General features: G+C 72.1%; 17 protein-coding genes and 1 tRNA gene. 6 read left to right on the top strand and 12 right to left on the bottom strand.

Going from position 1 to position 19,730, the window contains the following annotated elements; genetic code table 11:
- Nucleotides 1-17 precede the first annotated feature (17 nt).
- Nucleotides 18-90, bottom strand: a tRNA-Thr gene (locus EJF31_RS08915).
- Between the two features lie 144 nt (nt 91-234).
- Nucleotides 235-417: a hypothetical protein gene (locus tag EJF31_RS08920; protein WP_125036722.1), complete on the bottom strand. Its 183-nt coding sequence runs from the start codon at nt 415-417 to the stop codon at nt 235-237.
- A gap of 105 nt (nt 418-522) precedes the next feature.
- Between EJF31_RS08920 and EJF31_RS08925 the strand changes: the two genes are divergently transcribed.
- The gene (locus tag EJF31_RS08925; protein ID WP_125036723.1) at nt 523-1,446 is read left to right on the top strand and encodes a LysR family transcriptional regulator; all 924 of its coding nucleotides are present in this window, start codon (nt 523-525) and stop codon (nt 1,444-1,446) included.
- 15 nt (nt 1,447-1,461) lie between these two features.
- Here EJF31_RS08925 and EJF31_RS08930 read toward each other — a convergent pair whose 3' ends face one another.
- From EJF31_RS08930 to tmk, 3 genes are read right to left on the bottom strand one after another with little or no spacing between them, the layout of a single operon-like run.
- Complete coding sequence (locus EJF31_RS08930; RefSeq protein ID WP_125036724.1) at nt 1,462-3,033, bottom strand: alpha/beta hydrolase; 1,572 nt, start codon at nt 3,031-3,033, stop codon at nt 1,462-1,464.
- Nucleotides 3,030-4,178, bottom strand: coding sequence for a DNA polymerase III subunit delta' (locus tag EJF31_RS08935; RefSeq protein WP_125036725.1), 1,149 nt, complete (start codon nt 4,176-4,178; stop codon nt 3,030-3,032). Before EJF31_RS08935 ends, EJF31_RS08930 begins: the two co-directional genes overlap by 4 nt.
- Nucleotides 4,175-4,840 carry a dTMP kinase gene (gene tmk / locus EJF31_RS08940; RefSeq protein ID WP_260430726.1) on the bottom strand — a complete coding sequence of 222 codons (666 nt, stop codon included), beginning with the start codon at nt 4,838-4,840 and terminating at the stop codon, nt 4,175-4,177. The genes EJF31_RS08935 and tmk overlap by 4 nt, the downstream gene beginning before the upstream one ends.
- Nucleotides 4,841-4,896: 56 nt before the next feature.
- On the opposite strand from tmk, the gene cax reads away from it, so the two are divergent.
- Complete coding sequence (cax, locus tag EJF31_RS08945) at nt 4,897-5,985, top strand: calcium/proton exchanger (RefSeq protein WP_125036726.1); 1,089 nt, start codon at nt 4,897-4,899, stop codon at nt 5,983-5,985.
- Nucleotides 5,986-6,030: 45 nt separating this feature from the next.
- Here cax and topA read toward each other — a convergent pair whose 3' ends face one another.
- Nucleotides 6,031-8,763 (bottom strand): type I DNA topoisomerase, encoded by a 2,733-nt coding sequence (topA, locus tag EJF31_RS08950; protein WP_125036727.1) that lies wholly within the window; start codon nt 8,761-8,763, stop codon nt 6,031-6,033.
- A 95-nt stretch (nt 8,764-8,858) separates the two neighbouring features.
- Nucleotides 8,859-10,331: a methyltransferase gene (locus EJF31_RS08955; RefSeq protein WP_125036728.1), complete on the bottom strand. Its 1,473-nt coding sequence runs from the start codon at nt 10,329-10,331 to the stop codon at nt 8,859-8,861.
- Nucleotides 10,332-10,551: 220 nt separating this feature from the next.
- Between EJF31_RS08955 and EJF31_RS08960 the strand changes: the two genes are divergently transcribed.
- Together EJF31_RS08960 and EJF31_RS08965 are read left to right on the top strand one after the other, a co-directional pair.
- Nucleotides 10,552-12,138: an Ig-like domain repeat protein gene (locus EJF31_RS08960; protein ID WP_125036729.1), complete on the top strand. Its 1,587-nt coding sequence runs from the start codon at nt 10,552-10,554 to the stop codon at nt 12,136-12,138.
- A gap of 49 nt (nt 12,139-12,187) precedes the next feature.
- Nucleotides 12,188-12,733: a hypothetical protein gene (locus EJF31_RS08965; protein WP_125036730.1), complete on the top strand. Its 546-nt coding sequence runs from the start codon at nt 12,188-12,190 to the stop codon at nt 12,731-12,733.
- A 152-nt stretch (nt 12,734-12,885) separates the two neighbouring features.
- On the opposite strand, the gene EJF31_RS08970 is transcribed toward EJF31_RS08965, so the two are convergent.
- Both EJF31_RS08970 and EJF31_RS08975 read right to left on the bottom strand, forming a co-directional pair.
- Complete coding sequence (locus EJF31_RS08970) at nt 12,886-15,312, bottom strand: sodium-translocating pyrophosphatase (RefSeq protein WP_125036731.1); 2,427 nt, start codon at nt 15,310-15,312, stop codon at nt 12,886-12,888.
- A 214-nt stretch (nt 15,313-15,526) separates the two neighbouring features.
- Nucleotides 15,527-15,865, bottom strand: coding sequence for an anti-sigma factor antagonist (locus EJF31_RS08975; protein WP_125036732.1), 339 nt, complete (start codon nt 15,863-15,865; stop codon nt 15,527-15,529).
- A 169-nt stretch (nt 15,866-16,034) separates the two neighbouring features.
- Between EJF31_RS08975 and EJF31_RS08980 the strand changes: the two genes are divergently transcribed.
- Both EJF31_RS08980 and EJF31_RS08985 read left to right on the top strand, forming a co-directional pair.
- On the top strand, nt 16,035-18,377 hold the full coding sequence (locus EJF31_RS08980; protein ID WP_260430727.1) for a DEAD/DEAH box helicase: 2,343 nt from the start codon (nt 16,035-16,037) through the stop codon (nt 18,375-18,377).
- 20 nt (nt 18,378-18,397) lie between these two features.
- On the top strand, nt 18,398-18,715 hold the full coding sequence (locus EJF31_RS08985; protein WP_125036733.1) for a hypothetical protein: 318 nt from the start codon (nt 18,398-18,400) through the stop codon (nt 18,713-18,715).
- A gap of 7 nt (nt 18,716-18,722) precedes the next feature.
- Here EJF31_RS08985 and EJF31_RS08990 read toward each other — a convergent pair whose 3' ends face one another.
- From EJF31_RS08990 to EJF31_RS09000, 3 genes are read right to left on the bottom strand one after another with little or no spacing between them, the layout of a single operon-like run.
- The gene (locus EJF31_RS08990; protein ID WP_125036734.1) at nt 18,723-19,067 is read right to left on the bottom strand and encodes an Rv3654c family TadE-like protein; all 345 of its coding nucleotides are present in this window, start codon (nt 19,065-19,067) and stop codon (nt 18,723-18,725) included.
- Entirely contained in the window at nt 19,064-19,426 is a 363-nt protein-coding gene (locus EJF31_RS08995; RefSeq protein ID WP_125036735.1) for a TadE family type IV pilus minor pilin, read from the bottom strand. The genes EJF31_RS08990 and EJF31_RS08995 overlap by 4 nt, the downstream gene beginning before the upstream one ends.
- Nucleotides 19,423-19,611, bottom strand: a complete 189-nt coding sequence (locus EJF31_RS09000; protein ID WP_125036736.1) for a DUF4244 domain-containing protein — start codon at nt 19,609-19,611, stop codon at nt 19,423-19,425. The genes EJF31_RS08995 and EJF31_RS09000 overlap by 4 nt, the downstream gene beginning before the upstream one ends.
- Nucleotides 19,612-19,730 lie beyond the last annotated feature (119 nt).

A 19,730-nucleotide genomic window follows, 5' to 3' on the forward strand; every position in this document is an offset into this window, starting at 1 on the left:
GGGCGGTTCCGTGTCCGAGCCGCCTGTCAGAATCGAACTGACGACCTTCTCATTACGAGTGAGATGCTCTACCGACTGAGCTAAGGCGGCGCGCTGCCCGGGACGATCCGTGGACCATGGGTCCGGGCAACCCGGGGAAGTATAGGTGCGTCTCCATCCGGTTGTGAAACCGGCGCACGTCCCCGGTGGATCGGCACTGCTGGACGCGTGCCGAACGACTGGTTCGCAGGAGGCTCAGGCCGCGAGCGTGACCTCACGGGCCTGTGCGGCGGCGCGACCGGTGGTCATCGTCTGGTCCGCGCCGCACCAGCAGGTGAAGGCGACGACGATGCCGTGGTCGGTGTTGGTCATGGAGGTGATCTGGCTCGGGAAGATCAGCTCACGCTTGTCGCAGGACGTGCAGTGGTGGTCGAACATGAGGACCTCCCTCTCGAGGACGGCAGACGGGTGCACCCACAATGATCCGACCTTTCAAGTCATAGGGGTAGCCTCTCTTTCCGATAGAACCCGAAGGAGATTCCTATGCTTTCGCTGCACCAGCTCCGCTGCTTCCTGGCGACCTACGAGCAGGGCTCCCTCACCGCCGCCGCCGAGGAGCTCGGCTACGCGCAACCCTCCGTCTCCGAGCAGATCCGCACGCTCGAGAAGTCGCTCGGCGCACCGCTCTTCCACCGCGTCGGTCGCGGTGTCGTGCCGACCGCCGTCGGCGAGTCGCTGCGCCCGCACGCCGAGGCCACCATCGCGGCGGCGGAGGAGGCCCGCCGCGCCGCCGAGAGCGTGGTCTCGCTGGAGACCGGGACGATCCGCTTCGGGATGTTCGGCACCGCACGCCTGTACGCCGGCGCCGGGCTCGTGGCCGACGTGCTGGCCCGCCACCCCGGCGTCCGGGTCGAGCTGATCGGCCAGAACTCCACCGACGTGCAGGAGGACCTGCGCCGCGGCCGGATCGAGGCCGCGATGATCGCCGTACCGACCGTGAGCGAGGGCATGCAGGTCACCCCGGTGGCCCGCGACGAGCTCGTCTACATCAGCGCGGACCCCGAGAAGCTCACCTCGCCGGTCACCGCGCACCGGCTCTCGCAGGCCTCGCTGGTGATGCCCGAGACGACCTGGCGCGCCGACGACTCGACCCGCATCGTGCTGCGCCAGATGCTGCACGAGACCGGCCGCAACCCGCAGACCCGGATCGAGGTCGAGGACGTCGAGACCGCCGTCGAGCTGGTCGGCATGGGGCTGGCCGACTCGGTCATCCCGCGCGGCGCCGCCGAGCAGCTGCTCCCCCGGCTCGCCCCGGGAGCAGGCTGGGTCTCGCTGCGTCCCCGGCAGTTCGACACGCTCGCGATCGTGCACCGCCAGGGCGCGACCCTGTCCCCCGCCGCGCGGCTGATGATCGAGCTCGCCACCACCCGGATCCAGGCCATCGCCGAGCCGGTCCACCCGCGCTGACGATGCCGGCGCGAATCAGCAGGACAGCCCGTCCTGCGGCACCGTGCCGTCGATGAGGTAGGACTCGACGGCCTCGTCGACGCAGTCGTTGCCGGAGTTGTAGCCGGTGTGACCGTCGCCGTCGCGGCGGATCAGCACCCCGGACTCCAGCTGCGCGGCGAGGTGGACCGCCCATTGCATGGGCGTGGCGGGGTCGCGGGTCGTGCCGATGACGACGATCGGCGCGGCCCCCGCCGCCCGCACGGTGCGCGGCTTCTCGGTGGTGCGCGCCTGGACCCCACCGCAGTTGGTCAGGCTCCAGGCGAAGACGTCGCCGAAGGTCGGCGAGGCCTTCTCGAAGGCCGGCAGGTTGGCCGCGACCTGCGACTCCGGGATCGCGTAGGGCTCGTCGAGGCAGCTGATGGCGTAGAGCGCCTCCATCGAGTTGTCGTCGTAGCCGCCCGACTGGTTGCGCGAGGTGTAGAGGTCCGAGAGCAGCAGCAGCGTGCTGCCGTCGCCGGAGAAGCCCGAGCGCAGCGCCTGGCTGAGGATGTACCAGTAGTCGCGGTTGTAGAGCGGCGCGACGATCCCGAGGAACGCGTTGCCGACGGCCAGCTCGCGGTCGGTGTTGGTCTGCAGCGGCTGCTGGTCGACCTGGTCGAGGAACGCCTTGATCTTCGCCAGCCCCTCGTCGACCGTGCTGCCGAGAAAGCAGCCGTCGGTGGAGTCGACGCAGTTCTGGACGTAGGCCTCGAGCGCGGTCTGGAAGCCGGCCGCCTGCTCGAGGGCCAGCTCGCGCGGACCGATCGACAGGTCGACGGCGCCGTCGAGGACGAGCCGCCCGACCTTCTGCGGGAAGAGGTCGGCGTACGTCGCTCCCAGCTTGGTGCCGTAGGACGCGCCGAGGTAGGTCAGCTTCGACTCGCCGAGAGCCGCGCGCAGCACGTCCATGTCGCGCGCCGCCTCGATCGTCGAGACGTGCGAGGCGAGCTTGCCGGAGCGGGCGACGCAGCCGGCGCCCTGCTCGTCGACGTAGCGCATGTAGGCGCGCTTCTCCGCCGGGGTGTCCGGGTCGGGGTCGGAGGCGATGTAGGTGTCCAGCTGCTCGTCGCTGAGGCAGTCGACCGGGTCGGAGTCGCCGGTGCCGCGCGGGTCGAAGCCGACGATGTCGAAGTGGTCGAGCAGCGGCTGGCGGAAGACGTCCTTGGCGGAGGCGGCGTAGGACGTGCCGGGCGCGCCCGGCCCTCCCGGGTTGACCACGAGCGACCCGACCCGGGCGCCGGGGTTTGCGGCAGGCACCTTGAGCAGGGACAGCTTGATGACGGTCCCGCCGGGGCGCGCGTAGTCGAGCGGGACGGTCAGCGTCGCGCACTCGAAGCTGTCGCGGCACGGCGACCAGTCGAGCTTCTGGTGGTAGTAGGCGGCGAGGTCGGCGGCGGGCGGCTGGGTCGCGTCGGGCTGCGGCGTCGTGGTCGGCGCGGGCCCGGAGCTGCTCGACGAGGACGACGGGTCGGACCGGAACGCGACGAGGGCGGCGATGGCACCGCCGGTGACCAGGAGCCCGACGACGACCAGGATCGCGACGACCTTGACGGCCGTCGACCTCACCGCGCACTCCCGTCGGGCGCCTTGAGCGCCACCATCATCGACTCGAGCGCGAGGGCCACGGGGACATTGAACTCCAGCATCTGCTCCCGTGCCTCGAAGATCCACGAGATCCTCCGCAGGTTGAGCTCGGGCGTGGCGGTGCGGGCCAGCTGCGCGACGTCGCCGCGGATCTCCTCGTTGACCAGAGCCCCGGGCGCACCGGTCGCCACGGCGATCGCGTCGCGGTAGACCGACACGAGGTCCATCAGGCTCCGGTCGACGACGTCGAGGTGACGGCGCTTGGCGCGCGTCTTCTGCCCGCGCTCGAGGGCGGCGAGGGCCGGGGCGTACTCCCGGGGGCGACGGCCGCGCTCGACCACGCCGTAGGCGGAGTCGAGGTCGACCTTCTCCCGAGCGTCGAGGTCACTGGTGATCGCGTCGGCCTCCTCCTTCGTCACGTCGGCGAGGTTGGCCGCGGCCGTCATGCAGGCACCCAGCGTGGTGAGCCGCGCCGGGATCCCGACGACCTCACGGCGGCGGTTGCGGGTCGCCTCGTCGCGGGCGAGCGCCCGGGCCCGGCCGATGTGGCCCTGGCTGGCGCGGGCGGCGTACGACGCCAGCGCGTCGCCGACGCCGTCGGTGCGGCGGAGGAAGGCCGCGACGTCCTCGGCGGTCGGGGTGGTGAGCGTGACCAGGCGGCACCGCGACCGGATCGTGGGCAGGACGTCCTCGACGGTGGGCGCGCAGAGCATCCAGACGGTGCGGTCGGTGGGCTCCTCGATGGCCTTGAGCAGGGCGTTGCAGGCCTGGTCGGTGAGCCGGTCGGCGTCCTCGACGATGAGGACCTGCCAACGGCGCCCGACCGGGGCGAGCGCGGCGCGGCGGACCAGGTCGCGGACCTCGTCGACGCCGATCGAGAGCTTCTCGGTGCGGATCACCGACACGTCGGCGTGCGACCCGGAGAGCACCGTGTGGCAGGCGTGGCAGGTGCCGCAGCCGGCCTGCTCGCACTCCAGGGCTGCTGCGAAGGCGATGGCGGCGTTGGACCGGCCCGACCCGGGCGGGCCGGTGAACAGCCACGAGTGGGTCATCCCGTGGCCCTCGGCGGCGGTGCGCAGCGCCTCGGCGGCGCGGTGCTGGCCGACCAGGCCGTCCCAGACTGTCATCGTCGCTCCCCATGACCCTGGGCCTGGCCCAGCAGCGGGCGGACCCGGTCGAGGACCGCCGCCGCGATGTCGTCGACGGCGGCGCGCGCGTCGAGGACGAGGTAGTGGTCGGGGTCGGCCGCGGCCATCGCCAGGAACGCCGCGCGGACCCGCTCGTGGAACTCCAGCGACTCGCCCTCGATCCGGTCGCGCTCCTCGAAGCGCGCCAGCCCCTGCTCGGGCCTCAGGTCGAGCACGACCGTCAGGTGCGGCCGCAGGTCGCGGGTGGCCCATCGGGCGACGGACTCGACCTCGGCGACCGGCAGGGTGCGCCCGGCGCCCTGGTAGGCCAGCGTGGAGTCGACGTAGCGGTCGGTGACCACGACCGCGCCCCGGTCGAGCGCCGGCTGGACGACGGTGTCGACGTGCTCGGACTTGTCCGCGGCGTACAGCAGGACCTCGGTGCGGTCGGACAGCGCGCCCGTCTCGGGGCTCAGGACGATGCGGCGCATCTCCTTGCCGACCGGCGTGTCCCCGGGCTCGAACGTCAGCAGGACGTCGAAGCCGTCGGCCTCCAGCGCCTCACGCAGCCGCCGGGACTGCGTGGACTTGCCGGAGCCCTCGCCGCCCTCGAAGCACACGAAGACGCCGGTGGCGGCGTAGTTGCCCGGGTAGTCGGTCACGCGGCACAGCCTAGAGGCGCGCACCCACAGCCGCGGGCGCCGGTAGCGTGCGGTCCATGACGACCGCGGCCACCGCCTCGCCCACGTTCATCCGCTCGGACTGGATCGTCGTCGGGGGTGGCGCTGCCCTCGTGGCGCTCGCGGGCCTGGCCCATTTCGGGGGGTGGAACTCCGTGGTCGCCTTCCTGGTCTCGGCCGCCGCCGTGTGCCTGCTCGCCTCGCTCGTCGGACGCAGCGTCGAGCAGCTCGGCGACCGGTTCGGCCCGGGCGCGACCGGGGTGCTCCAGTCGGCGCTGGGCAACCTGCCGGAGCTGTTCATCTGCATCTTCTCCTTGCGCGCCGGGCTCGTCGACGTCGTGCGCGCCGCGCTCGTCGGCTCGATCCTGGCCAACCTGCTCCTGGTGCTGGGCCTGGCCTTCCTCGTCGGCGGCCTCAAGCACGGCACCCAGCAGCTGGGCTCGGAGCGCGCGCGCACGATCGTGGTGCTCATGCTGCTGTCGGTGACCGCGATGGCGATCCCGTCGCTGGCGCACTTCGTGCACTCGCCGGCCGGCGAGCACGAGCAGACCTTCTCGATGATCGTCTCGGTGATCCTGCTCGGCCTGTTCGCGCTGTCGCTGCCCTTCTCGCTGCGCAAGGACGCGAACGACACAGCCGGCGAGCCCGCCGGCCACGAGGCACCCCGCTGGCCGCTCTGGCTGGCGATCGCCCTGCTCGCCGTCGCCGGCGCCCTCGCCGCGTTCGTCTCGGACTGGTTCGTCGTCGCCCTCCAGCCGGCCATGGACTCGCTGAACATCTCGCAGGCCTTCGCCGGCCTGGTGATCGTGGCGATCGCCGGCAACGCCATCGAGAACGTCGTGGGCGTCCAGCTCGCCGCCCGCGGCAGCTCGGAGTACGCCTTCTCCATCGTGCTCAACAGCCCGATCCAGATCGCGCTGGTCCTCGCGCCGGTGCTCGTGATCGTCTCCCAGGTCTTCGGGCTCGCCACGCTCACGCTGGTGCTGAGCCCGATGCTGGTCGTCTCGTTGCTGCTCGCGATCATCCTGGCCGCGTTCATCGCCTTCGACGGCGAGTCCACCTGGCTCGAGGGCGCCTCCCTCATCGCGCTGTACGGCGTGATCGCCACCGCGTTCTGGTGGGGCTGAGCCCGGCACGTTCCCCGACACCCGGTGCCGGGGAACGTCCGATGATCAGGACTTCTTGGCGGCAGCCTTCTTGGTGGTCTTCTTGGCCGCCGACTTCTTCGTCGCGGTCTTCTTGGCCGCCGACTTCTTGGCGGGCGCCTTCTTCGCGCCCTTCTTGGCCGTCTTCTTGGCCGGACCCTTGGCGCGCCGCTCGGCGAGCAGCTCGGCCGCCCGCTCGATGGTGATCTCCTCGACGGAGTCGTCCTTGCGGAGCGTGGCGTTGTACTCGCCGTCGGTGACGTACTCGCCGAAGCGGCCCGCCTTCACCACGACGGGCTGGCCGGAGACCGGGTCGTTGCCGAGCTCCTTGAGCGGCGGGGCGGCCGCGGCGCGGCCACGCTGCTTGGGCTGGGCGTAGATCCGCAGCGCCTCGTCCAGGGTGATGGTGAGCAGCTGGTCCTCGGAGGTCAGCGACCGGGAGTCGGTGCCCTTCTTGAGGTAGGGCCCGTAGCGACCGTTCTGGGCGGTGATCTCCTCGCCGTCCTCGGCGACGCCGACCACGCGCGGCAGCGACAGCAGCTTGACGGCGTCCTCGAGCGAGACCGTGTCCAGCGACATCGACTTGAAGAGCGAGCCGGTGCGTGGCTTGGCGTTCTTGGGGGCGTCCTCGGGCAGGATCTCGGTGACGTAGGGGCCGAAGCGGCCGTTCTTCGCCACGACCTCGAGACCGCTCTCGGGGTGGACGCCGAGCTCGATCTCCTCGCCGGCGGGGTTCTCGAAGAGCTCCTTGGCCTTGGCCATGGTGAGCTCGTCCGGCGGCAGGTCGTCCGGCACGTTGGCCCGCTTGCCGATCGGGTTGCCCTCGTCGTCGGGACCCTCGAGGTAGGGGCCGTAGCGACCCACGCGCAGGTTGATGCCGGCCTCGGGGTCGCCGATCGGGAAGGTCGCCAGCTCGCGGGCGTCGATGTCGCCGAGCTCGGTGACCAGCGCGTGCAGGCCCTTGAGCCGCTCGGAGCCGTAGTAGAACTCGCCGAGCTCGGTGTTGCGGTCCTTGCGGCCCGCCGCGATCTCGTCGAGCACGTCCTCCATCTCGGCGGTGAACTCGTAGGAGACCTGCCGCGTGAAGTGCTCCTCCAGCAGCCGGATCACCGAGAACGCCAGCCAGGCCGGCACCAGCGCCGTGCCCTTCTTGTAGACGTAGCCGCGGTTGAGGATGGTGCCGATGATCGAGGCGTACGTCGACGGGCGGCCGATCTCGCGCTCCTCGAGCTCCTTGATCAGCGTGGCCTCGGTGTAGCGGGCCGGCGGCTTGGTCTCGTGGCCGGACGCGCTGACGGAGGCGGCCGACACGGCGTCGCCCTCGACCAGCGCGGGCAGCCGGGTCTCGGCGTCGTCCTTCTGGGCGTCCTCGTCGGTGCCCTCGACGTAGGCCTTGAGGAAGCCGTGGAAGGTGATCACGCGACCGGACGCGGAGAAGACGACGTCCTCGCCGGTGGCGGCCCCGCCGCCGAGGCGGATCGTGACCGACTGGCCGACGGCGTCCTTCATCTGCGAGGCCACCGTGCGCATCCAGATCAGCTCGTAGAGCCGGAACTGGTCACCGGTGAGACCGGTCTGCGCGGGCGTGCGGAACGACTCGCCGGCAGGCCTGATCGCCTCGTGCGCCTCCTGGGCGTTCTTGACCTTGGAGGCGTAGGTCCGCGGGCTGTCGGGGAGGTACTCCGCGCCGTAGAGCTCGCGCACCTGCGACCGCGCCGCACCGACGGCGGAGTCCGACAGGGTCGTGGAGTCGGTACGCATGTAGGTGATGAAGCCGTTCTCGTACAGCCGCTGCGCCACCGACATCGTCGAGGAGGCGCTGAAGCCCAGCTTGCGCGAGGCCTCCTGCTGCAGCGTGGTCGTACGGAACGGCGCGTACGGCGATCGCCGGTAGGGCTTGGACTCCACCGAGCGGACGTCGTATGTCGCGTCCTCGAGCGCGGCCGCCAGGGCTTCCGCCCGGGCCCGGTCGAGGTGGACGACGCTCTTCCCGGTGGTCGAGCCTGTCGAGACCGAGTCCTTCAGGAGCCCGTCCTGGCCGAAGTCCGAGCCGCGGGCGACGCGGGCGCCGTCGACGGAGTGCAGCTTGGCGGGGAACATCCGCTGCTCGTGCTTGCTGCCGGCGTCGAAGGTGCCCTCGAGGTCCCAGTAGGAGGCCATCCGGAACTTCATCCGGTCGCGTTCCTTGTCGACGACCAGCCGGGTCGCGACGGACTGCACGCGGCCCGCGGACAGGCCGGACATGACCTTCTTCCACAGCACCGGGGAGACCTCGTAGCCGTAGAGGCGGTCCAGGATGCGGCGCGCCTCCTGGGCCTCGACGAGGTCCATGTCGAGCTCGCGGGGGTTGTCGGCGGCGGCGAGGATCGCGGCCTTGGTGATCTCGTGGAAGACCATCCGCTTCACGGGGATGTTCTTCGGCTTCAGCTCGTCGAGGAGGTGCCAGGCGATCGCCTCCCCCTCGCGGTCCTCATCGGTGGCGAGGAAGAGCTCGTCGGCGTCCTTGAGCAGCGACTTGAGCTTGGCGATGTGCGACTTCTTGTCGCGCGGCACGACGTAGTAGGGCTCGAAGCCGTTCTCGACGTCGACCGCGAGGCGGCCCCACGGCTTGTCCTTGATCTTCGCCGGCGTGTCCGCGGCGTTGTTCGGGAGGTCGCGGATGTGGCCGATGGAGGACTCGACGACATAGCCCTGGCCGAGGTACCCGCCGATGGTGCGGGCCTTCGCCGGGGACTCGACGATCACCAACTTGTGTGCCACTGGCTGCTGTTTCCTGCCTTCAGATGCGGTTCAGATCCGTTGCCGCGCCCCGCGATGGGGCTCACGGCCGAACACGGTAGCGCGTCGGTCCACCCCTAGCTGTCGCCCGGCGCCTCGAGGAAGCCCTCGACGAGCAGCTCCCTCACGACTGGAAGGTACGTCGTGCGGGTCTCGGCGACGTCGAGGTCCAGCAGCTGGGCGAGCGCGTCGAGGATCTGGCCGACGGTCAGCTCGCCGTCGCAAGCACCCACCAGCGCCGCCTCCACGGTGTCGGCCTTGCGGGCCCGGCGCAGGCCGAGCTGCTGGCGCAGGACGACCGTCTCGGGGTCCTCCGCGCCGGGCTGGCCGATCGTCTCCTGCTGCACGTCGGGGCGTACGACGAGCCGGGAGTCGAGGTCGACGGGCACGTCGACGGCCGCGAACCACTCGCGGATCGCGGGCGCGACCGGCTGCTGCACCTCGTAGGGCCACGACAGGAAGTCCCGGGTGGTCGAGCCTGTCGAGGCCCGGCGACGGAGGTTGATCCAGCCGAAGCCGATCCCCTCGATGCCCTGCTCCTCGAACCACGACAGCCAGGTGTCGTAGCGGACGAGGTAGTCCGCGGCCCCGTGCAGCCCGGCGTCCTTGAGCCACAGCTCGACGTAGGACGCGGGGTCGATGACCTCCCGCTGCACCACCAGCGCGTCGCAGTCGTCGGCGACCCACGGCGCGAGCCGCTCATCCCACGGCTGGCCCTGCGCGATCACCCAGTTGGCCAGCACCTGGCACACGCCGCCCTCGTTCAGGTGCCGCGGCGCGGCCCGGACGATGTCCTCGACGACGCGGTCGCCGGGGAGGCCGGAGTCGCGGTAGACGAGCCGCTCACCGGTCGCCGGCGAGATGACGAAGGGCGGGTTGGTCGCGACCAGGTCGAAGCGCTCGTCCGCGACGGGCTCGAAGAACGACCCGTCGCGCACGTCGATCGCCGCGGCCAGGTCGTTGAGCGCGGCGTTGAAGCGGGTCAGGCGCAGGGCCCGCGCGTTGACGTCAGTGGCCACGACCCGGGCCGCGTGGCCGGCCAGGTGCAGGGCCTGGACGCCACAGCCGGTGCCGAGGTCCAGGGCGGACGCGACCGGCTCGCGCAGGGTCAGCTGCGCCAGCGACGTGGACGCCGAGCTGATGCCGAGCACGTGCTCGGGGCCGACCCGGCTGTGGCTGCCGTCCAGGCCCGGGGTCAGGTCGCTGACGACCCAGAAGTCGCGGTCGCCGGTCGCGTAGGGGCGCACGTCCAGCCGTGCGGCCACCTCGCCGACCGTCTGCTCGATGAAGCCCTCGGCGGAGAGCCGGTCCAGCAGGCCGGGGAGGGCCGCCTCCGCGGCGGCCAGGTCGACCGGGGTCTGGAGGAGGAAGAGCCGGATCAGGGTGTCGAGGGGCGAGCCGCCCGCGGTCTGCCGGAGACCGGGCGTGGTCTCGTTGCGCCCGAGCGCCGCGTGGCCGACGGGCCCGAGCACCTCGGCGACGGCGTCGTAGGTGAAGCCCGCGAGGGCGAGGGCGTTGCGGAGCCGCTGGGGAAGGTCGCTCGTCGTCACAACGGACCACCGTAGGGCCGACCACCTGTCCTGGGCACGTCCGGTCGCCGCCGGGGTCAAGGCGACGTGACCCCCCTCTCGGCCATGGTGGGGTAGTCCGAACGGGCCATCTCATGGCCAAAGCGGGCCAGATCGCCCGATCCGCTTCCTAGATTCGCGGGCAGCACCACACCCATCCGCGCGGCACGGGGGCCGCACGGGCAACGGAGGGAAGCACCGCATGAGGCTGCGCCGCGCGATCGGATCGACACTGACATCGGCACTCGTGGCCGCCACCTTCGCAGTTCCGGCGCTCGGGTTCGCCGGGGTCGCCGAGGCCCGACCCGGCCCGGCACACCCACCGGCCGCGCGCGGGCTGCTCGACCCGCTGGCCGCGGTGACGACGCCGGTCATCGCGGGCACCGGGGCGGTCGGGTCACCGCTGGCCCTGACCATGCCGACCTGGAACCTCCCGGGCGTGACCAGCTCGGTCCAGTGGCTCAGCAACGGCGCGCCGATCCCGGGCGCGACCGGCGGCTCCTACGTCCCCGTCGTCTCCGACGCCGGCTCCGTCGTGATGGCCCAGGTCACCGGCACGCTGCTCGGCCAGCTGCCGGTCGACACCTTCAGCAACGCGATCCCGATCCCGGCCGACCCGGGCGGTGGGGGCGGCGGCGGTGGTGGTGGCACCGATCCGGGCACCGACGCGCTCACGCTTCTCAGCGTCCTGGACCTGCCCGCGACGGCCGAGGTGGGCCAGCTGATCACCTTCACCGAGCCCCTGTGGAGCCTGCCCGGCGTGAGGACGACCTACCAGTGGCTGCGCGACGGCGCCCCCATCCCCGGGGCCGACCACCCCTCCTACGTGCCCACGCTCGACGACGCCGGCCACCAGCTGCGGGTGCAGGTCAATGGCTTCCTGTCCGGGCTGCCGCTCGTCACCGAGACCAGCGACGCGCTGGGCATCCCGCTGGCCCCGAACCCCGCGGTCACCCCCGCGGGCGACGTGACCGTGACCGGCCCGAAGAAGGTCGGCACCAGGCTGGCGCTCCAGGGCCCGACCTGGAACCCCGCCGACGCCACCAACAAGTACCAGTGGCTGCGCGACGACGCGCCCATCGCCGGCGCCACGCTCGCGACGTACGACCTGACGGCCCTCGACCTCGGGCACGCGATCGCCGTGAAGGTGACCGGCCACAAGGACGGCTTCACCGACGCCACGATCACCAGCGCGACGGTGACCCCGCTCGTCGGCGACCCGATCACCTACGTCACCAAGCCGACCGCGTCCGGCACCGGCAAGGTCGGACGGCTGCTGACCGCCGCCCCCGGCACCTGGACCGGCGGCACCGAGGGCGGGGCGGAGCCGGCGTTCGGCTACCAGTGGCAGCGCAACGGAGTGGCCATCCCCGGCGCCGTGGGCCAGCAGTACCAGGTCCAGGGGGTCGACGCCGGCAAGGACCTGTCCGTGGTCGTGACCGCGACCCGGCCGGCCTACAGGCCCGGGTCCTTCACGACCGCCAACATCCACGTCGCCAAGCTCGCCTCGACGCTGTCGGCGAGCCTCGCCAAGAGCACGATCCGCAAGGGCAGCGCGGCGGTGATGAAGCTCGCGCTGAAGGTCCCGGGCCTGGCCAAGCCCGCCGGTGCCGTCAGGATCATGGACGGCAGCAAGGTCCTCAAGAAGGTGCGCCTCACCTCCGGCAAGGCGTCGGTGCGGCTCACGAAGCTCAAGCCGGGGCTCCACAAGCTGCGTGCGGTGTACGCCGGCACGGCCGCCGTGTCCGGCTCGCGCTCCCGCGTGCTCAAGCTGACCGTGAAGAAGTAGCCGGGCGCGACCTCCCGGACCGGGCCGGCGCGTGCTGTTTCAATGCAGCATGCGCCGGCTCGTCCTGCTCCTGCTCCCCCTCCTGCTCCTGGGCACCACGACCGGCCCGCCGTCGTACGCCGGGGACGGAGCGACGGACCGGCGCCCGGTCCGCGCGCTGATCACCTTCGACAAGGACGCGCAGCACCCCTGGGACAGCCGGGTCGTCTGGCGCGCCTGGCGCCAGGACCCCGACGGCACCTGGGAGATGACCGAGCACCGCGAGTGGCGGGCCGGCTCGGGGTTCGGCGGGCCCGACACCACCCATGAGTGCGTGCGCAACCGGGGCTGGCTGCCCAACGGCCGCTACTCCTTCGTCCAGCGCGACGACTACGCCGGCAGCCTGATCCACGGCCGGGTGTTCTTCCTCGGCGCCAAGGCCTGCCGCACGGCACGGTCCGGCACGACCTGTTCATCCACACCGAGACCGGCGCCGGCAACCAGCAGTGCGCGGACACGAAGGGCGACCAGATCTGCCGCTGGGAGTGGCCGAAGATCAACGACTACCGCTCCGCAGGCTGCATCAAGATGGCGCCGCGCGACCTCCTGGCGCTGACCCGGCACTTCCACCGCTACTTCGACGCCGGTGTGCGCTACGCCCGGCACCGGGTGCAGGTGAAGGTCATCCCCTGACCGCTGCCTCCGGGAAATGACACCGGCCCCGGAGCGAAGCGCTCCGGGGCCGGTGTCGTTCGTGCGTGCTGCCGCCTAGTGCGCGGGCGGCTGGAACTGCCGGGTGGCGTCGGGGTCCTCCACCTGGTCGACCGGGGCCACCGGACCGGCGTCGGGCACGAAGGCCCGCTCGCGGGTCTCCCCGGCCGGGTCGGCCACGGGGACCGGGGCGGCGGGCACGGCGTCGTCGTCGGAGCCGATCGCCACCTCGCGCTGCTTGGAGATGTAGACCGCCACCGCGATGATCGCCACGGCCACGATCGCGATCACGATGCGCAGCGCGTCGTTCTGGTCCTTGCCGACACCCATCGACACGACGGCGCTGGCGATCAGCAGCGAGACCAGGTTCATCACCTTGATCAGCGGGTTGATCGCCGGGCCGGCGGTGTCCTTGAACGGGTCGCCGACGGTGTCGCCGATGACCGTGGCCGCGTGGGCCTCGGAGCCCTTGCCGCCGTGGTTGCCGTCCTCGACGAGCTTCTTGGCGTTGTCCCAGGCGCCACCGGAGTTGGCCAGGAAGACCGCCATCAGGGTGCCGGTGCTGATCGCACCGCCGAGGAAGCCGGCCAGGGCCGTCACGCCGAGGCCGAAGCCGACGGCGACCGGGGCCAGCACGGCCAGGAGGCCGGGCGTCACCAGCTCGCGGAGCGAGTCCTTGGTGACGATGTCGACGACCTTGCCGTACTCCGGGCGACCCGTGCCCTCCATGATCCCGGGGATCTCGCGGAACTGGCGGCGCACCTCGAAGACCACGGCGCCCGCGGCCCGTCCGACCGCGTTGATCGCGAGGCCGGAGAAGAGGAACACCACGGCCGAGCCGAGGAGCATGCCGACCAGGACGGCCGGGTTGAAGACGTTGAAGTTGAGCAGGGCGTACTCGTCGCGAGCCGGGTTGGCCTTGGCCAGCGCCTCGCCCACCGAGGTGGAGTAGGAGCCGAACAGCGCCGTCGCCGCGAGCACCGCCGTGGCGATCGCGATGCCCTTGGTGATCGCCTTGGTCGTGTTGCCGACCGCGTCGAGCTCGGTGAGGATCTGCGCGCCGTGCTCCGAGACGTCGCCGGACATCTCCGCGATGCCCTGGGCGTTGTCCGAGACCGGGCCGAAGGTGTCCATCGCGACGATGACGCCCACCGTGGTCAGCAGGCCGCAGCCGGCCAGGGACACCGCGAAGAGGCTGACCGTCAGGGTCGCGCCGCCGAGCAGGAAGGCCCCGAAGACCGCCGCGCCGATGACCAGGGTCGTGTAGACCGCGGACTCGAAGCCGACCGAGAGGCCGGACAGGATCACGGTGGCCGCGCCGGTGAGCGAGGTCTTGCCGACGTCCTTGACCGGGCGGTACTCCGTGCCGGTGAAGTAGCCGGTCAGGGCCAGGATGCCGGCGGCCATCACGATGCCGATGACGACGGCCGTGGAGGCGATCAGCCGCGGGCTGCCGCTGGCGCCACCCATGTCGGTGCCGGTCACGTTGGTGAAGTCGGCGAAGCTGCCCGGCAGGTAGACGAAGGACAGCACCACCGAGGCCACGGCCGCGATGCCCGCGGAGATGTAGAACGCCCGATTGATCGTGGTCAGGCCGTTCTCACCCGGACGCGGCTTGCAGAGGTAGACGCCCGCGACCGCGGTGAGCGCGCCGATGGCGGGGATCAGGAGCGGGTAGACCAGGCCCTTGTCGCCGAAGGCCTGCGAGCCGAGGATCAGCGCCGCCACCAGGGTCACGGCGTAGGACTCGAAGAGGTCCGCGGCCATGCCGGCGCAGTCGCCCACGTTGTCACCGACGTTGTCGGCGATGGTCGCGGCGTTGCGCGGGTCGTCCTCGGGGATGTTGTTCTCGACCTTGCCCACCAGGTCGGCACCGACGTCGGCCGCCTTGGTGAAGATGCCGCCGCCGACCCGCATGAACATCGCGAGGAGGGCGGCGCCGAAGCCGAAGCCCTCGAGCACGTGCGGGGCGTGGTCCTTGAAGAGCATCACCACGACGCTGGCGCCGAACAGGCCCAGGCCGACGGTGAGCATGCCGACCATGGCGCCGGTGCGGAAGCCGATGTTCATGGCGGGGTCGCGACCCTCGGTCTCGGCGGCCGCGGCCACCCGGAGGTTGGCCTTCACCGCCAGCGACATGCCGAGGTAGCCGACCGTCGCCGAGAATCCGGCACCGACCAGGAAGAAGATCGAGCGACCGATCCTCACCGCCGCGTCGTCCGCGGGCAGGGCCAGGAGCAGGAAGAACGCGATGGCGGCGAAGATGCCGAGCGTCCGGAACTGCCGCTGCAGGTAGGCGTTGGCGCCCTCCTGCACCGCCTGCGCGATGTTCTTCATGTTGTCGGTGCCTTCACCGGCGGCAAGAACCTCTTGGCGGAACATCCACGCCATCGCGAGCGCGCCCAGCGCGATCAGGGCGACGACGATGACCAGGACGAGGTTGCCTCCGGAGACGTCGACGACGAACGGGTTGATCCCCGCCATGTGATTCCTCCTGCGAGCTCAAGGGAGTGATGCAGATCACGAACGAGCCGGAGTCTACGCACGGGTGAGGTCCCAGCAGCAGGAAGATGTGACGCGGGCCACACGGCGCGTCGGTGTCGGCCGACGTACGCCGGGCAGGCCGGAGCGAGCCGGGGCCGGCGGAGCGGCCGCGGGCCGGCGGTCAGCCGGCGCTCAGGCGCCGGTCAGTTGCCGGTCAGTTGCCGGCGAGTGCGGCGTCGGCCGACTCGTGGATCACGAAGACCTTGGCCAGGCCGGTGATCCGGAAGATCTTCAGGAGCCGGTCCTGGTTGCAGACCAGCTGGAGCGAGCCGTCGTGGGCACGCACCTTCTTGAGGCCGCCGACGAGCACACCGAGACCCGTGGAGTCGAGGAACTCGACGTCCTCCATGTCGATGACGAGGTCGTAGACGCCGCCAGCCACGAGCTCGGTGATCTTGTCCCGAAGCTTGGGGGCGGTGTAGACGTCGATCTCGCCGCCGACACTGACGATGGTCTTCCCATCGACGTCTCGCGTTGCAAGAGTCAGGTCCACGGGTTCTCTCCTGATGGCACTGGTTTCACGGAGCCGGATCGGCGAAGCAGATGCAGGGTCGATCATCGGCCAGCATCATCAAACCACGCGACGTGGCCGCGCGCACAAAGAAGTAAAACCTCAGCGTGCGGCCGAGGGCGCTGTCGGCGCCCTTTGCGACACTGGAGACGTGGATCAAGCCCTCGTCCGACGCCCCCTCGAGGTGGCCGCGCTGGTCGACCGGCTGACGTCCGTCCCCGGTCGCGAGGGACGGCTCACCCACCTCGAGATGCTCCCGCCCCGCGCCGCGGTGACCGCCGCGTGGCCCGCGTGGGCCGCGCCCGACGTGGTCGCCGCGTTCACCGCGCGCGGGGTCGTGCTCCCCTGGCAGCACCAGGCGGCCGCGGCCGACGCCGCCCACGCCGGGCAGCACGTCGTCCTGGCCACCGGCACCGCCTCGGGCAAGTCCCTCGCCTACCAGCTGCCGGCCCTGTCGGCGATCCGCTCCGCGCGGGGCGAGCGCGGGCAGCGCGGCGCCACGGTGCTCTACCTCGCCCCGACCAAGGCGCTCGCCCAGGACCAGCTCGCCGGGCTGGCCGCGCTCGACCTCGACGTCCGGGTGACCACCCACGACGGCGACTCCGGCCGCGACCAGCGCGACTGGGCGCGCGACTACGGCGAGTACGTCCTCACCAACCCCGACATGCTCCACCGCTCGCTGCTCCCCGGCCACGCCCGCTGGGCGTCGTTCCTGGGCTCGCTGCGCTACGTCGTGGTCGACGAGTGCCACCACTACCGCGGCGTCTTCGGCGCCCACGTCTCCCACGTGCTGCGCCGGCTCCGCCGGATCTGCGCCCTCTACGGCGCGTCGCCGACCTTCGTCCTCGCCTCCGCCACGGTGGCCGAGCCCGAGGTGGCGGCCCACCGGCTCACGGGCCTCGACGTGCTCGCGGTCACCGACGACGCCTCGCCCCGCGGCCGCGTCGCGCTGGCCCTGTGGGAGCCCCCCTTCACGTCGCACGCCGGTGAGAACCACGCCCCCGTCCGCCGGGCCGCCTCCTCGGAGACCGCCGACCTGCTGGCCGACCTGGTCGCCGAGGACGTGCGCACCCTCGCCTTCGTCCGGTCCCGCCGCGGCGCCGAGCAGGTCGCGCTGACCGCGGCCGAGCTGCTCGCCGAGGTCGACCCCTCGCTGCCGTCCCGGGTGGCGTCCTACCGTGGCGGCTACCTGCCCGAGGAGCGGCGCGCGATCGAGGGGGCCCTGCGCCGGGGCGAGCTCACCGGACTCGCCGCGACCAACGCGCTCGAGCTCGGCATCGACATCAGCGGCCTCGACGCGGTGCTGATGGCCGGCTTCCCCGGCACCCGCGCCGCGCTCTGGCAGCAGGTCGGCCGGGCCGGCCGAGGCGCCCAGGACGCGCTCGGCATCCTCGTCGCCCGCGACGATCCGCTGGACACCTACCTCGTGACCCACCCCGAGGCGCTGCTCGGGCGACCCGTGGAGGCGACGGTCTTCGACCCGTCCAACCCCCACGTCCTCGGCCCCCACCTGTGTGCGGCCGCCCACGAGTCCCCGCTCACCGAGGCCGACCTGCCGCTCTTCGGGCCGACCACGCGCGACGTGCTCGACCTGCTCACCGGCGCCGGGCTGCTGCGCAAGCGACCGCGCGGCTGGTTCTGGACCGACCGGCGCCGCGCCTCCGACCTGGCCGACATCCGCTCCACCGGCGGTGCGCCCGTGCAGCTCGTCGAGTCCGAGACCGGCCGCGTCATCGGCACCGTCGACGCCTCCAGCGCCCACGGCACGGCCCACCCCGGCGCGGTCTACGTCCACCGCGGCGAGACCTGGCTGGTGCAGTCGCTCGACCTCGAGGAGCACGTGGCGGTCATCGAGCGCGCCGAGCCCGACTACTCCACCACCGCCCGCGAGATCACCGACATCGCGATCGTGGGCGAGCGCGAGCACCGCGACTGGGCGGGCTGCCGCCTCTCCTTCGGCGAGGTCGACGTGACCCACCAGGTCGTGTCGTTCCTCAAGCGCCGGCAGCCCGGCGGCGACGTGCTCGGCGAGGAGCCCCTCGACCTGCCCGAGCGGTCGCTGCGCACCTGTGCGGTGTGGTGGACCGTCCCCCAGCACGTGCTCGACGAGGCCGGCCTGGTCGCGGCGGACCTGCCGGGCGCCGCCCACGCCGCCGAACACTGCTCGATCGGGCTGCTCCCCCTCTTCGCCACCTGCGACCGCTGGGACATCGGCGGCGTCTCGACCGCTGTCCACCCCGACACCGGGATGCTCACGGTCTTCGTCTACGACGGCCACCCCGGCGGCGCCGGCTTCGCCGAGCGCGGCTTCCGGGCGGCCCGCGAGTGGCTGACCGCGACCCGCGACACGATCGCGTCCTGCTCCTGCGACGAGGGCTGCCCGTCGTGCATCCAGTCGCCCAAGTGCGGCAACCAGAACAACCCGCTCGACAAGGCCGGGGCGACCCGCCTCCTCGACGTGTTGCTCGGCACCGACAGCGGCACACCGCGGTAGCCGCGAGTAGTGTCACCACCATGGTGATCCTGGGGCTCCTGCTCATGCTCGGTGGCGCGCTCGTCGTGCTCGCCGGCCTCTTCACGGCCGACGGGACGGCGCAGTTCCTCGGCACCGACGTGTCGGCTGCGGCCGTGTTCTTCTTCGGCGTGGCCGCCGGCGTGGCCGTGCTGTGGGGGTTCTCGATCATGAAGTTCGGCACGAAGCGGTCGATCCAGCACCGCCGCGACGCCAAGAAGCTCAACGAGCTCTCCCGCAAGCTCGACCGCGTCGAGTCCGAGCGCGCCGACGACGACACCGACACCCGCGAGCAGCACCGGGGCGAGCACTCGCTCTGACCCCGGCTCACCCGGGTCCGGCCCGCGCCTCGGCCTCGAGGTCGTCGAGCTGACCCAGCCAGTGCGGGCCCGCGACGCGCACGCGCACCAGGACCTCCCGGCCGGTCACCGAGCAGCCGACGAGCACCGCTCCGTTGGCCGAGGCCAGCCCCGATCCCACGCCGCACGGGTCACCCCCTCGGGCCGCCGCCTGCGCGGCCGCGAGGGCGGCCAGGTCGGCGGCCGACTGCGCGTCGCGATGGGCCTTCACGAGCGCCGAGACCACCCCCAGGGCCGCGCCGAGGACGAGCAGGACCCCGGCGCAGGCCACCACGACGAGCGTGACCGAACCGCGCTCGTCGCGCCGGCTCACGGCACCTCCTCGACCGCGGCCACCGCGGTCGCGTGCAGGTGCACGCCGGGCACGAACCGGAACAGCCCGGCCGGCCCCGCTACTTCCCCGGTCGCGGTCACGGTCACCCGGTCGCCGTCGGACCCGAGCGTGATCCGGCTGCCGTCGGGGGCCACGGCGAGCCCCCGCGCCACCGCCAGTCCCTCGGCATCTCCACGGGCGGCGGCCCGGGCCGTCTCCCGCGCCGCGTCGACGATCCGGACCTGGGCCGCCCCGACGGAGAGCAGCCAGACCAGCCCGACGGTGACCGCGAGCAGCAGCGGCATCGCCAGGGCGAGCTCGGCCGTCGCGGCGCCCCGCTGCCCGGGGGCTCGCCTCATCCGACGCCCAGCAGCGAGAGCACGTGGTCGAAGAGCGTGTGCAGCAGCTGGTCGCCGAAGCCGCCGGTGAGGAGCTTGTAGAGCAGGCCGGCGAGCCCGGCGCCGGCGGCGGTGCCGACGGCGTACTCGGCGGTCGTGATGCCGCGCTCGGCCTGCCGGGTCGGGTGGGCGGACGGTGCTGTCATGAGGGGACCTCCTGGGTGCAAGACGGCCGCGGCGCGGCCTCGTGCTCCGACCCTCGGCCACCTCGGGGACGTCGCGCCGGAACGTGGACGCCGCCTGGGGACGGAGGGTTCGCGACGGC

Origin of the sequence: Nocardioides sp. LS1, assembly GCF_003865225.1 — a bacterium.
GTDB classification, from domain to species: domain Bacteria; phylum Actinomycetota; class Actinomycetes; order Propionibacteriales; family Nocardioidaceae; genus Nocardioides; species Nocardioides ginsengisegetis.